Origin of the sequence: Corynebacterium sp. UMB4614 (genome assembly GCF_030217065.1) — a bacterium.
Lineage (GTDB): Bacteria > Actinomycetota > Actinomycetes > Mycobacteriales > Mycobacteriaceae > Corynebacterium.
On sequence record NZ_JASONC010000002.1, the window covers coordinates 148,307 to 162,155 of the forward strand.

The following is a 13,849-nucleotide window of genomic DNA, read 5'->3' on the forward strand; positions in this document are numbered from 1 at the left end:
AAAGCTATGAATGGCTCCCGGCTACAGGTGCCAGCCACAGAGTTGTTAAGCTGGAGCCCTAATGAGCAGGGAAAATAGCGATAAGAGCACGCAAAAATCAGCGCAACAGCCGTCGCGGCACGCCAGAAACGGGCGTCACCGCAACCGCGGGGGCAAGTCGCGCCGCCGGGGACGCAGCGGCCGACAGCGCCGGGAGCGCACGGCCGGCGTCAATCTGCCCCAGCAGGACCGGGTCTTCCCTCAGATCCACTTCCCTAGCGAGCTGCCCGTCTCGGAGCGCCAGGCGGATATCGAAAAGGCTATCGCTGAAAATCAGGTTGTCATCATCGCCGGTGAGACTGGCTCCGGTAAGACCACGCAGATCCCGAAGATGTGCCTGAACCTGGGTCGCGGCAAGCGGCAGCGCATCGGGCACACCCAGCCGCGGCGCATCGCCGCCCGCAGCGTGGCGGACCGCATCGCCGAGGAGCTCGGATCGAGCACGGATAAGCCGGATTCCCTGGTCGGTTACAAGATCCGCTTCGACGATAAGACCAGCGAGAACACCGCGGTCAAGCTCATGACCGACGGTGTGCTTCTCAACGAGATCCAGCGCGACCGGCTACTCCGCGAATACGACACGATCATCATCGATGAGGCGCACGAGCGCAGCCTGAACATCGACTTCCTGCTGGGCTACCTGAAGAATCTGCTGCCGAAGCGCCCGGATCTGAAGCTGATCATCACCTCCGCGACGATCGATCCCGAAAGCTTCGCGGAGCACTTCGCCAGCGCCGATGGCACACCCGCGCCGATCGTCGAGGTCTCGGGGCGAACCTACCCGGTCGAGATCCTGTACCGCCCGCTGGAGCGAAGCTATACCGACCCGGACAGTGGGGAGATCACCACCCACGTGACGGACCCGTTGGACGGGCTCATCGAGGCCGTCGACGAGCTGTGGAGCTTCGGCAGCGGCGACATCCTGTGCTTCTTCTCCGGGGAACGCGAGATCCGCGACGCCGCCGAGGCGCTGGATAAGCATCTGAACCGCGACCGGCGCGGGGCACGCGTCGACATCCTCCCCCTGTTTGGGCGACTGTCGAATGCGGAACAGCACCGCGTGTTCAACCCTGGCCAACGCCGCCGGATCGTGTTGGCCACGAATATCGCCGAGACGTCCCTGACCGTGCCGGGCATCCGCTTCGTCGTGGATACCGGCTATGCGCGCATCTCCCGCTACTCCAATCGCACGAAGGTACAGCGACTGCCGGTCGAGGAGATCAGCCAGGCCTCCGCGAAGCAGCGTTCGGGCCGTTGTGGCCGTGTCGCCGACGGTATTGCGATCCGGCTGTATTCGGAAGAAAACTTCGAAGCCCGACCGGAGTTCACCGACCCCGAAATTCTGCGCACCCACCTGGCCAGCGTCATCCTGGCGATGCTTGCTCTTGGCCTCGGTGATATCCAGAAGTTCCCCTTCCTGCAGGCCCCTGACTCTCGCGCGGTGCGCGACGGCGTGGCCCTGCTCAGCGAGCTGGGCGCGATCTCCGGAGGCGACCGGCACGCGTTGACGGACGTGGGACGGGACATGTCTCGCATCCCGACCGACCCCCGCTTGGCGCGCATGATGGTCGCCGCCCACCGGCTGAACATCCTGGATCAGGTCACCGTCATCGTCGCTGCGCTATCCATCCAGGACGTCCGGGAACGGCCGCTGGAGAAGCAGCAGCAGGCCGATGAGCTCCACGCACGTTTCAAGGCGAACTCGGACTTCATCTCCACCTTGAAGCTGTGGAGCTACCTGCAACAGCAGCGCGCCGAGCTCAGCGGTAACCAGTTCCGCAAGCTCTGCCAGCGGGAGTTCATCCACTACTTGCGTGTCCTGGAGTGGGCGGATCTGGTTCGTCAGCTGCTCAATATCGCCAAGGAGCTGCGCTGGTCCGTGCCGAATATTCGGCATGTCCGGCAGCTGACCTTCGACGGCGAGCCCATCGCCGAAGATGATGTCCACCGAGCCCTGCTGGCCGGGCTGATCAGCCACATCGGCATGCGGGAGGGCGAGAGCCGCCAGTTCACCGGCCCCCGCAATTCGCACTTTGTGGTGCACCCGAGCTCCCATGTGGCGAAGAAACCACCGCAGTGGATCATGGCCGCGGAGCTGGTCGAGACATCCCGGATTTTCGCCCGAACGGTGGGGCCGATCCGCCCGGAGTGGGTGGAATCAATCGCACCCCACATGGTGAAGTACACCCATTCGGAGCCTCACTGGTCCTCGAAGCGCGGTGCGGCGATGGTCTACGAAAAGGCCCTCCTGCTTGGGTTGCCCATCGTCACGGAGCGACGCGTCAACCTGGGTCGTATCGACCCGGAGCTGGCGCGGGATATGTTCATCCGCAAGGCGCTGGTCGAGGGCGACTGGGAGACGCGCCACAAGTTCTACCGCCACAATCAGGAGCTCCTTGAGCAGGCCGAGAAACTGGAGGATAAGGCCCGGCGCCGGGACATCGTGATCGACGATGATGCCCTGTTTTCTTTTTACGACGCCCGCCTGCCCGCAGACATCATCTCCAGCCGACATTTTGATTCCTGGTGGAAGAAGGCACGCCACAAGAAGCCAGACCTGCTGGATTTTTCGCTCGACGCGCTCATCGATTCGCACGAAGGGGCCGCGGAGGCCAACGAATTCCCGGATACCTGGCGGCAGGGCAGCCTGGAGTTCGACCTGGAGTATGTCTTCGACCCCACCGATCCGCGCGACGGCATCACCATGCAGGTTCCACTGCCCCTGCTGGCGAACATCGACCCCGAAATCACGCAGTGGTTGGTTCCAGGCATGCGCCACGAGCTAGCCGTGGCGCTCATCCGTTCCCTGCCAAAGGCGATCCGCAAGTCGGTGGTGCCGGCCACGGATTTCGCAGCACGGGCGCTGGAGGCCATGATGCCCTACGACGGGGCGATCGATGAGTCGCTGGCCGATGCGCTGCGCTCGCTGGGCGGTCGGGGCATCAACGCCACCGACTTCGACTGGACCAAGGTGCCTGACCACCTGCGCATGAATGTTGCGGTTATTGACCGCCGCGGCAATGTGGTGCGCACCGGCCGGGACATCGTCGCACTCCAGCGGGACCTGGCCGGTGATGTCCGCCAGGCAATTGCGGCGGCGAGTGCTCGGTCCCTGCGTGGTGGCCAGGGTTCTACGGCTGCCAGCCCGCTGGACGCCAAGGTGCACCAGAAGGGTGCGGGCGCAGCTGGCAAGAAGGGCCGTGGCACTGGCGGGAAGCAGAAGGCACCTCAGGGCGGGGCCGGCGTGGGTGGCGTGCTTCAGCACGCTGACGAGTGGTCGGCCGAAAGCATCGGCGATATCCCTGAGTCCATCGAGACCGTCGTCGACGGCCAGGCCGTGAACGCTTTCCCCGCACTGGTTGCCAGCTTCTCCGCTGGCAAGACGGGTCACCGCAGCACGCGTTTCGAGCTCAAGGCCTTCCCCACCGAGCAGGCGGCGAAGGCTCAGCAGTTCTCGACGGCGCTAAGCCTGATGGCCGAGGCCACCCCGATTTCCGCCGGACAGATGCTCAAGGGGCTGCCGTTGCGCCAGCGCGTGGCGCTGGAGAACTATCCGAACGGTGGTATTGAGGCGTTGGTGGACGATGCGCGCACGGCGGCGTGCCGCCAGCTTCTGGAGAAGGTTGGCCCGGTGATCAGAACCCCTGACGAGTGCGAACGGGCCTGCCAGACGGCCCGCCAGCAGGCTCCTGGTCTGGTGCGCCAGATCCTGGTTGCATTCGCCCCTGCTGCATTAGCCATCCAGGACATCTCCTCGGAGCTGGAGCAGTGGGATGGTCCCGCGATTGCGGAGATGAAAAAGCAGGTGCAGTTGTACGCCGCGGACCACAGTCTGGTCACGTGGGGCATTCAGCGCCTCCGGCACGTCCCCCGGTACGTCGAGGCTATGAAGGAGAGGCTGGCACTGCTGGAGCGGGATCCTGATCGCGAGGCGGAGCTGGCGGAGGAGCTGGCGGAAGCGATGAAGATTTATCAGCAGACGGTGGATCGCCTGCCCAGCGCCCGGCAGGCTTCGCCCCAGGTCAAGGACCTGCGTTGGCTGATCGAGGAGCTCATGGTGGCTCTGTTTGCCCAGCATTTGGGCACTGCACGCAGCGCATCACTGCAGCGGGTTCGCAAGGCTGCCGGTCAGATCCGCTAGTCCGTGGTGCGCCGGGAGAGTGAGCGCCGGGGACGGCGCTATGGTCTCGGTTTTAGTTGCCCGGGTGCGGAGGGTTGCACTGGTGCTGGCTGCGCAGCAATGCGATCTCTGCCTCGAAGTCCTCGGAGGAGCTGAAGGACTTATACACGGAGGCGAAGCGGAGGTAGGCGACTTCGTCGAGTCGGCGCAGCGGAGGCAGGATCGCCAGGCCAATGTCGTGGGCGTTGACCTGGGATCCGTAGTCCGCACGAACGCTCTGCTCAACCTCGTGGGCGAGCAGCTTGAGGTCGTCATCTGACACATCGCGTCCCTGGCAGGCTTGCCTTACACCCTTGATGACCTTCTCGCGGCTGAATTCCTCCGTCACCCCGTTGCGCTTCGTTACAAGAAGGACCGAGCGCTCCATGGTGGTGAACCGAGTGAGGCATTGCAGGCACTCCCGGCGGCGGCGGATGGCAATTCCGCCTTCGACAACTCGGGAGTCCACAACACGGGAATCTTCACAGCGACAACTTGGGCACAGCACGCCACTAGTTTATGCCCAGCACGCAGAAAAAGCGCCCCGGCGGATTCCACAGTTCCCCCCCCAATTCGATCGCCACGGCACTACTCCGCCAAGCCGAGCGGAAGATGGCTAGTCCGCCGCCTCGGCTGACGCGATCTCAGACACGGCCGCGGTGGCGGCAGGATCCTGCTCGTCACCACCCTGGCCCATCGCCAGCGGAGACAGTCCAAGGCTGAGTACCAATGCAATTCCACTCAGCAGCACCCCACCCCGGGAAGTGGCCACCCGGTTGGCAATATCCATTCCACGGCGAAGTGCAGAGGCCTGCGAAGCCATGACCCGCTGGGAACGAGCATTCGCTAGCGGGTGAGCGAAGCGACGCTGCTGCACGAAGTTCGGAGTGAAGGCCCGCCCCTCACCATGGGTATTCGAACGTACATTCTTGCCGACGCCAGGTGAAACGACCCCGGAAAGCGACTCGGAACCTTCGAACAGGACCCGCTCAGTTGGAATAGCGACGCGTCGACCGGCGCGAGACGCAGCCGCAGGGGCGTGGGAAACGTTCTTAACGAGAGTCATAGTAGATTCCTTCCTCGTTCGAATTCCGATCATCAGCGCTGATCTTTCCGATGAATCACCGGTAACCAGCCGTTGGATAGGAGTGAATCATCCGCTAGGGACAGCGCCCCAACACCGCCTCACATGTATCGAACGGGTGTTCTAGGCGGCTACATCGAAAATATAGCACGCACGTTCGAAGAAAGTCGAGCGTTTTACCCCAAATATCGAACATGCAGGTGATACAGTGGGTGCCAGCGCGGTCGAGGCCTCCCTCGAACGCGGGAGCATAAGTTTTCAATCACAAGCCAGGTGGCACACGCAGCTGACTGCCGCCCGGGCCGCAAGGAGAGTTCACCGTGACGACGTCCCCCGAGTCCCCCCGTCGGCGCCCAGGCCGCCCCAAGAAGAGCGCTGCAGATGCGAAGATCAAGGGCAACCTGAGCTCCCGCCAACGCCGCATCCTGGAGGTCATCAAGAACTCCACGGTTCTCCGGGGCTATCCCCCAAGCATCCGCGAAATCGCAGATGCTGTCGGTCTCCAATCCACATCCTCGGTGTCCTACCAACTCAAGCAACTTGAGGAGAAGGGCTACCTGCGCCGGGAGGACAACAAGCCTCGCGCATTCGATGTTCGAGGCTACGAGGACCACACCAACCCCGGCCTCGTGAAGCCCGTGCCGCGGAAGCAGCCCAAGACCACCCCCGCTCCCGTCTCCGACGACCGCCCCGCAGCGACGTACGTGCCCGTCGTCGGCCAAATCGCCGCCGGCAATCCGATCCTGGCGGAGCAGAACGTGGAAGCGCAGTTCCCACTCCCCGCCGAGCTGGTCGGTACTTCCGACGAGCTTTTCCTCTTGCAGGTGGTCGGCGAGTCCATGCGCGATGCGGGCATCTACGACTCCGACTGGGTTGTGGTCCGCTCGCAGCCGACCGCAGATCAGGGTGACTTTGTCGCCGCCATGATCGACGGGGAGGCCACGGTCAAGGAACTGCACCACGATGAGGACGGTGTGTGGCTGCTCCCCCACAACGATCTGTTCGAACCAATCGCCGGCAATGAAGCGCAGATCCTCGGTAAAGTCTCCGCGGTCCTGCGCAAGATCTAACCCAAGTTTTTGGATTAAGTGGGTATCTAAGCGTGCTTTCAGCTCAGCGTCGTCGACAAATCACCTCGCTTGCCGCCGTGCAGGGCAAGGTCACCGTCACCGAACTCGCGGCCCAGTTTGGGGTCACGGCCGAAACCATCCGTCGGGACTTAGCCCAGCTTACGGCCGAGGGCAAGCTCTACCGGGTCCACGGCGGGGCCGTCCCGGCACGGCAGTTCCAGACCGACTACGTCCCCCTGGAGACGCGAAAACACTCCGCCGCGCTCGCCAAGCAGGCGATCGGCAGGGCCGCAGTGCAGTTCGTTCCCCTCGACGGCGGAACCATCTTCCTGGACTCCGGAACCACCACGGCGATGATCGCCGAGGCCATCGTCGAGCATGCCGAGAGCATCGACAAGAACTACTCCCTGTCCGTCGTGACGAACTCGCCGCACAACGCACTGCTACTTTCTACCGACCCCCGCATCAAGGTGCAGCTGCTGGGTGGCAAGATCCGCGCCCAGTCGCAGGCGGTGGTGGGAGATGTTGCCCTCCAGACATTGGCGCTGTTGCACGCCGATGTGGCGTTCATCGGCACCGACGCCTTCACCCTCACTCACGGGCTGTCCACCCACGACGCGGCCGAGGCCGCCATTAAGCGCGCGATGATTGCCTACTCCGACAAGGTGGTGACGCTGTGCGATTCGACGAAATTCGGGCTCGACTACATCGTGAGTTTTGCTGAGCCCGAGAAGATCGATGTGGTCATCACCGATAACTCCGCCCCCAAGGGCTTCGTCGCCCAGCTCAACGACACTGGCATTCACACGGTGGTCGTCGACGAGCAGGGATAGCACTGGAAGCTGCCGAGCCCCGACCGGGCCGGCAGTTCCCACTGCCCCTCGCTGCGCTCAAGCCCGGTTTCCCTTTCCCTCCCGCAGGCGGCCGACATTACCAATGGCGAGCCTCCACCCAGCCCCCCCCCCCTTTACTGGAAATAGCGCTAAGAAATGTAGCGCCCCTCGCCGAAGTTGTCGTAGAGGTAGCGCAGCACCGGGTAGCCCAGGATGATGCCCACCGAGCCCCAAGCAATGCCCTCCATCGGGATGGAACCCACGTTCAGCGTCAGGTTACCGATGCCGACGATCATCGCCACCGCAGCAGCGGTGAGGTTCACCGGGTCCGTCAACGAGACCTCGTTATCCATCCAAATGCGCACCCCGAGCAGGCCGATCATGCCGTAGAGCACGAGCGTTGCCCCGCCCAACACGCCCACCGGGATGGTAAGAATCGCGGCGCCAAACTTCGGGATGAAGGCCAGCACGATCGCCGTTGCGGCCGCCACCCAGTACGCGGCCGAGGAGTACACCTTCGTCGCCGCCATCACGCCAATGTTCTCCGCATACGTGGTGGTACCGGATCCACCACCGGATCCAGCGAGCACCGTGGACATGCCGTCGGCCATCAACGCCTTGCCTGCAAGATCGTCGAGGTTACGGTTAGTCATCGTCGACACGGCCTTCACATGGCCGACGTTCTCAGCGATGAGGACGACCACCACTGGCAGCGTGATCGTCACGGCGGTCACCGTGAATTCCGGGGTCTCGAAGTGCGGGAAGCCGATCCACGCGGCCTCACCCACGTGCTGCCGCGCCTCCTCAGAAACACCGCCCGAAAGGAAGGCGAAGCCCCAACCGGTCAGCACGCCCAAAAGAATTCCGAGTCGCGCCACCATTCCGCGGCCCATCACTGTGAACAGGAGGATCCCCAGCAGCGTCACGCCGGCGATCAGTGGCTGCTCCTGGACGTTCCCCGTCGAGGTGGGAGCGAGGTTCAACCCGATCAGGGCCACGATCGCACCAGTCACCGCCGGTGGCATCACGGCATCCAGCACCTGGCGTCCGGCGAGCTGGACCACGAGACCGATCAGGAACAGCAGCGCACCGGTGGCCACAATCCCGCCGAGCTGTGCCGCGAAACCCTCCGCTTGGGTTGCCGCCAGCGGGGCGAGGAAGGCGAAGGAGGAACCGAGGTAGGACGGCAGTCGGTTGCGGGTCACCAACAGGAAGAGGATCGTCCCGAGTCCGGAGAACAGCAGGGTGGTGTTCACCGGGAAACCCGTGATCGTCGGCACCAGGAGGGTCGCACCGAACATCGCGATGACGTGCTGCATACCCACGCCGATGGTGCGTGGCCACGAGAGGCGCTCCTCAGGCTTAACGACCCCACCCGGTTCGATGTCGCGGCCGTTGCCGTGCAAATCCCACCCGAAGAACGAGCCGCGGTGCTCCGTCTTCTCTCCTGGCCCGGGCGTGCCCGGCTCCGAACTACCTGCTTTGTTCTGCGCGTTGAGCGCCCCATTGTCCTTAGTCACGGCCATAACACTACTGCAGCTAAGGAAGGTTCAGTGCGTCAGCTCCGCGTCCCGCGCGCTGCGGGCGGATTAGCTGGTCGCGGCGCCGTTGACGTCCAGATCGTCGTGGTGTCGGTCAGTCACGCGGAAGGCGTCCAGTTCCCGGGCGAGCTTCTTCGGGACGCGAGCGGTGAGGACGGTGCCGGTGGCGTCGTATTCCTCCTGTGTGACGCTACCCAGGTCGTGAATGCGGGAGACGACGTCGCCCCGGTCGAACGGGACCGCGAACACTCCCGTCTCGTCCAGTGAGTTTAGGAAGAGCTCGAGCCTGGTCTCCAGCTCGTCGATGCCCTCCCCGGTGTGTGCGGAGACGAACACCACGTCGTTGAGCTTGTGGCGCAGCTCGGCGAGGACCAGCGGATCCGCCTTGTCGATCTTGTTGACCACCATGATCTCCGGCGGGGCGTCCTGGCCACTCTCGGCGACGATCTCGCTGATCACCGTGTTCACCGAACGGATCTGCTCGAGTGGGAAGGGGTCGGAGCCGTCGACGACGTGCAGAACGACGTCCGCGGCCATGACCTCCTCCAGCGTGGAGCGGAAGGCTTCGACCAGCTGCGTCGGCAGGTGGCGGACGAAGCCCACGGTGTCGCTGAAAATCACGCTGCGCCCATCGGCGAGTTCCGCCTTGCGGGTCGTGGGGTCCAGGGTGGCAAACAGCGCGTCCTCGACGAGCACACCCGCGCCAGTCAGCGCATTAATCAGCGAGGACTTTCCTGCGTTGGTGTATCCGGCGATTGCGACCTGGGGAACCGCAGAGGCGTCGCGGCGCTGGCGCTTGGTATCGCGGGAGGTCTTCATCGCCGCGATTTCCTTGCGCAGGCGTGCCATCTCGGCGCGCAAGCGGCGACGGTCGGCCTCGATCTTCGTCTCACCCGGGCCACGCAGACCGACGCCGCCATTGGAGCCAGCCCGGCCACCCGTCTGTCGTGACAGCGAGGTACCCCAGCCGCGAACCCGGTTGATGAGGTACTCCATCTGAGCCAGGGAGACCTGGGCTTTGCCCTCGCGGGACTTCGCGTGCTGCGCGAAGATATCGAGAATCAGCATGGTGCGGTCGATGACCTTCGCGTTCAGCGCGTTCTCCAGGGCGATCATCTGTCCGGGGCTCAGCTCACCATCGCAGATCACGGTATCCGCACCCGTGGATTGGATGATCTCCGCGAGCTCGCTGACTTTGCCGCGGCCGATATAGGTGCCCGGGTCCGGCTTATCGCGCTTCTGATAGACCGTCTCCAGGACCTCGGATCCAGCGGTCTCAGCAAGGGCGACCAGCTCCTCCAGGCTCGCTTCGATCTGAGCGATTGTTCCCTCGGTCCACACCCCCACGAGGATGACCTTCTCCAGGCGAAGCTGGCGGTACTCGACCTCAGTAATCTCGGACTGATCGTCCGTGTAGCTGCTGACCCCTCTGGTCAGCCGCCGGAGGCTGGAACGCGCCTCCAGATCGAGCTCACCGATGGTCGGACTCTGCTGAGATTCGAGGTCGAAATCCTCGCCCTCCGACGAGTCTGTAAAAAGATCGACAACATTATCTGAATTTGAAGCCATTGCCTTCCAGTTCTACACTGTCACCTGCATAAAAGAAAGTAAATAGCGGGCTTATTCGGGGCGTAAACCCCGGCGGTGTCCCCACTCGCTCATGCTCCTTTCACCGGCTGTGGGCCGGGACGCTGAGCACGTGTCAACCCCGCTATCCCGCTCCCCGAGTTTTAAGGCGTTGGTTCCCCATGGCTACTGCATCTCAGAAGGAGATTCCCGAGCTCAGCAGCGTTGGATTGGCCTATCCCCAGTGGCAGGATGCCCTCGAGGCCGCTTATGCTTCCGGCCAGCTCTCGGTCATCGGGGAGGTATCGGGCGGCCAGGTCCTCCAGTACGCGGACGCTTCCGGGGCGACGCTGACGATCCTCGCTGCCCCGCCGTATGGCTCCTTCGTGGGTCTGCACCCGGCAGGTCAGCTGTCGACGACGGGGCACGTGACGATGGTTAACGACCTCATCGGGATCGTGGACATCGTCGCTGATAGCCCGATGCTGCAGGTCAGTGGCGCTAGCGCCCCGGTCATCGCCTCCTTCACCGCGACGGTTGGGCAGGGCCCCATGATCGCAGAGCAGGAGCCGCTGGAGTATCAGCCGCTCTCGATCTCCGCCTTGGCCACGGATGTTCGCATCTTCCCGGACGCAGTCGCCTTCGCTGAGTCCGGCGGAACCGAGGTCGGCTCCGTGACTTCCCGGGGCCTATCCGAGCTCAACAACGGCTCTGCTTCCCCGCACGCGCAGGCCACGGTCGCGGTCGAAGTCACCGAGGCAGAGCTGAAGACGAACGAACTCAACGGCCAGCAGTTTTGGGCGCTGACGTGCCGCCACCCGTTCGAGTTTTCGCTCGCGGTGGCCGCGGATCACCCCGACCTTCCGACAGACGCCACTCGCCCGCCGTTCGCCACACCTGGAACCATCGTCAGCGGGGACGTCCAGTTCGCCGTCAGCATTAACGATCCTGGCGCATGCAGCCCCGGCGGCTGCGGCAGCGGGGATTGTGGCTGCGGAGGCCACTAGCTCTAGGTGTTTCCCCGCAGCTCGTCGACGACCTGGTCGGCGAGCAGGCCAGGGTCGGCGAGAGTCGCATCCAACCAGTGGATCCGCGGGTCACGGCGGAACCAGCTGCGCTGGCGGCGGGCATAGCGACGGGTTCCCACGACCGTATCCTCCCGGGCCTGTTCCATGCTGCACTCGCCCGCCAGCGCGCTTAAGACCTGGGCGTAGCCAATCGCTTTGCCGGCCGTGGATTCCCGACTCAGCCCAGCTGCGGCCAAGGCCTCGACCTCACCGACGAGACCAGCGGCAAACATACGATCGACGCGAGCCTCCAGCCGGGGGTTGAGCCAATTCCCCGGGGCGTTGAGCCCGAAGATCCTCGTCCCCCACCGGGTTGGGACGTTCTTCGGCGGTTGCGAGGCCGCGAAGGGTTTGCCCGTCAGCTCGATGACCTCCAAGGCGCGGACAATGCGGCGCGGGTCCTTTTGCTCAATGATGTCTGCCGCATCGGGATCCTTGGAACGCAACACCTCATGGAGCGCTTCCACCCCGATGCGATCCTGTTCGGCCATCCACTTCGCCCGCACCGCCGGATCGGTCGGCGGGAACTGCCAGTCGTCGACCAGCGCCTGCAGGTACATCATCGAGCCGCCGACGATGATCGGACGGGCACCGCGGGCCTGGATCTGTTCCACCGTCTCCCCCGCCATCGCGCGGTACGCAGCCACGCTGGCCGTGTCGTCGACGTCCAAACAGTCGAAGAGGTGGTGCGGGAATTCGGCGCGTTCAGCGCGGGATATCTTGGCGGTGCCGATATCCATGCCGCGGTACATCTGCATCGAATCGCCGTTGATAATCTCCACCGGCTGATCCAGTCTGCGCGCAAGTTCAAGGGAAAGCTCGGATTTACCGGAGCCTGTGGGCCCCACGATCAATAGTGGACGCAGGCCGTCCGCTGCGGTTACCCCGGCGGGTGCGGTGAGCGGCGAATCAGTTTGAGAGTTATCCATGGCTATCACCGCCAAATCTTAGTCTCCGGACGCCTTAAAGCCTCAGTTGGCCGCGGTCTTGGCCGGGGCATCTGCCATAATGAGTCCGCAACGAGTATTTCCGCTCGCGGAGCCGGTGACTGACGTGCAAAGGAAGAAAGCATGACCGACAAGCAGCAGAGTTCCCAGCCCCAGACCGGGGCTGCCCGCCCGAAGCCGGGCCCACGCCCAGGCCCGGGTGCCATGCCCAAAAAGGTGAAGCCCACCCCGGGGATGAAGGCGCAAGCTCCTGTGTCAGTACACCCGGTCAGGTCCAATCCAGCGGACTTCGGGCGAGTCGACGCCGACGGTGCGGTGTGGCTGCGCCGCGAAGGCCATGAGAACCGCGTTGTCGGGCAGTGGCAGGCTGGGGCTCCCGAGGAGGGTCTCAAGCACTTCGGGGCGAAATTCGATGACCTCGCCACACAGGTCGCCACGCTCGAAACACGGCTGAGCACCCAGCCGGAGCAAGCGGCAACGATCAAGGCCTCGGCCACCGAGCTCCTCGACGGACTGGATGATGCGGAGGTCGTGGGTGACCTCAATGCCCTGCAGGTCAAGCTAGAGGCGTTGCTGCGGGACTGCGATAAGGCGCAGCAGGAGGTCGCGCAGGCCAAGGCGGACCGCAAGGACCGGGCCCTCCGGGGTAAGAGGGCGCTTGCCGAGGAGGCTGAGAAGCTGGGCGAAAGCTCGACCGAGTGGAAGGCAACGGGAGACCGTTTCCGCGCGATGGTCGACGAGTGGCGAGGATTCCGCGGCCTTGATAAGAAGACCGACGATGAGTTGTGGGAGCGTTTCTCCCGGGCTCGCGAGCAGTTCAATAAGCGTCGCGGGGCTCACTTCGCAGACCTCGATAAGCAGCGTGAGGTGGCACGCCGAAAGAAGGAAGAGCTCATCGTCGCCGCGGAGGAGCTCCAGCACTCCACCCGCTGGGCGGAGACGTCGGCAGCCTACCGCGATCTGATGGACCAGTGGAAGGCCGCCGGGCACGCCCCGCGCAACGTCGACGACGAGCTGTGGGAGCGCTTCCGCGCTGCGCGCGAGGTATTCTTCAACGCCCGCAGGGCGGATCAGGATGCCCGCGACGAAGAGTTCGAAGAGAATGCGACCAAGAAGCAGCAGCTGCTCGACGAATACTCCTCCCTGATCGACCCCAAGGCTCACCTCGAGAACGCCCAGCGCCTGCTGCGGGAGCTGCAGGAGAAGTGGGACGAGATCGGCTTCGTGCCGCGGGCTAAGATCCGCGAATTCGAGGACAAGATCGGGGCGATCGAAAAGCGCGTCACGGACGCGGTTGAGGAGAAGTGGCGCCAGACCGATCCGGAGCTGCAGGCTCGGGTCGACCAGTTCTTCGCCAAGGCGAAGGATCTGCAGCAGCAGGCCAATGAGGCCAAGGAGGCTGCGAAGGATAAGCTCGCCGCTACGCTGCAGGAGCAGGCCGATCAGTGGCGGCAGTGGGCGGAGACCGCACAGGCCTCCACCAAGTCTGGCTCCGAATCCGAGGAAAACTAAAAGAGGGGGCTCGAAGCCCCCTAGCCCTAGC

Annotated in this window: 10 protein-coding genes; 5 read left to right on the plus strand and 5 right to left on the minus strand. The window is 64.0% G+C overall.

Annotation, left to right across the window (positions count from 1 at the left end; all coding sequences use genetic code 11):
- Positions 1–61: 61 nt before the first annotated feature.
- A complete protein-coding gene (hrpA, locus tag QP413_RS01795; RefSeq protein ID WP_284780274.1) occupies positions 62–4,180 on the plus strand; it encodes an ATP-dependent RNA helicase HrpA in 4,119 nt (1,372 codons plus the stop codon).
- 52 nt (positions 4,181–4,232) lie between these two features.
- On the opposite strand, the gene nrdR is transcribed toward hrpA, so the two are convergent.
- Together nrdR and QP413_RS01805 are read right to left on the minus strand one after the other, a co-directional pair.
- Complete coding sequence (nrdR, locus tag QP413_RS01800) at positions 4,233–4,706, minus strand: transcriptional regulator NrdR (RefSeq protein ID WP_070759011.1); 474 nt, start codon at positions 4,704–4,706, stop codon at positions 4,233–4,235.
- Between the two features lie 108 nt (positions 4,707–4,814).
- On the minus strand, positions 4,815–5,264 hold the full coding sequence (locus QP413_RS01805) for a cell wall hydrolase (RefSeq protein WP_070759012.1): 450 nt from the start codon (positions 5,262–5,264) through the stop codon (positions 4,815–4,817).
- 338 nt (positions 5,265–5,602) lie between these two features.
- On the opposite strand from QP413_RS01805, the gene lexA reads away from it, so the two are divergent.
- Both lexA and QP413_RS01815 read left to right on the plus strand, forming a co-directional pair.
- Complete coding sequence (gene lexA / locus QP413_RS01810) at positions 5,603–6,352, plus strand: transcriptional repressor LexA (RefSeq protein ID WP_284780277.1); 750 nt, start codon at positions 5,603–5,605, stop codon at positions 6,350–6,352.
- Positions 6,353–6,384: 32 nt separating this feature from the next.
- Positions 6,385–7,185, plus strand: coding sequence for a DeoR/GlpR family DNA-binding transcription regulator (locus tag QP413_RS01815; RefSeq protein WP_012360132.1), 801 nt, complete (start codon positions 6,385–6,387; stop codon positions 7,183–7,185).
- Between the two features lie 149 nt (positions 7,186–7,334).
- On the opposite strand, the gene QP413_RS01820 is transcribed toward QP413_RS01815, so the two are convergent.
- Together QP413_RS01820 and hflX are read right to left on the minus strand one after the other, a co-directional pair.
- Positions 7,335–8,711 (minus strand): uracil-xanthine permease family protein, encoded by a 1,377-nt coding sequence (locus QP413_RS01820; protein ID WP_148811681.1) that lies wholly within the window; start codon positions 8,709–8,711, stop codon positions 7,335–7,337.
- A gap of 63 nt (positions 8,712–8,774) precedes the next feature.
- Entirely contained in the window at positions 8,775–10,295 is a 1,521-nt protein-coding gene (hflX, locus tag QP413_RS01825; RefSeq protein ID WP_284780280.1) for a GTPase HflX, read from the minus strand.
- A gap of 179 nt (positions 10,296–10,474) precedes the next feature.
- On the opposite strand from hflX, the gene QP413_RS01830 reads away from it, so the two are divergent.
- Positions 10,475–11,299 (plus strand): hypothetical protein, encoded by an 825-nt coding sequence (locus QP413_RS01830; protein WP_284780282.1) that lies wholly within the window; start codon positions 10,475–10,477, stop codon positions 11,297–11,299.
- Between the two features lie 2 nt (positions 11,300–11,301).
- Here QP413_RS01830 and miaA read toward each other — a convergent pair whose 3' ends face one another.
- Positions 11,302–12,288 (minus strand): tRNA (adenosine(37)-N6)-dimethylallyltransferase MiaA, encoded by a 987-nt coding sequence (gene miaA, locus QP413_RS01835; RefSeq protein ID WP_284780283.1) that lies wholly within the window; start codon positions 12,286–12,288, stop codon positions 11,302–11,304.
- Positions 12,289–12,429: 141 nt separating this feature from the next.
- Here miaA and QP413_RS01840 point away from each other — a divergent pair, with 141 nt between their 5' ends.
- Positions 12,430–13,818 (plus strand): DUF349 domain-containing protein, encoded by a 1,389-nt coding sequence (locus QP413_RS01840; RefSeq protein ID WP_284780284.1) that lies wholly within the window; start codon positions 12,430–12,432, stop codon positions 13,816–13,818.
- Positions 13,819–13,849: the final 31 nt, after the last annotated feature.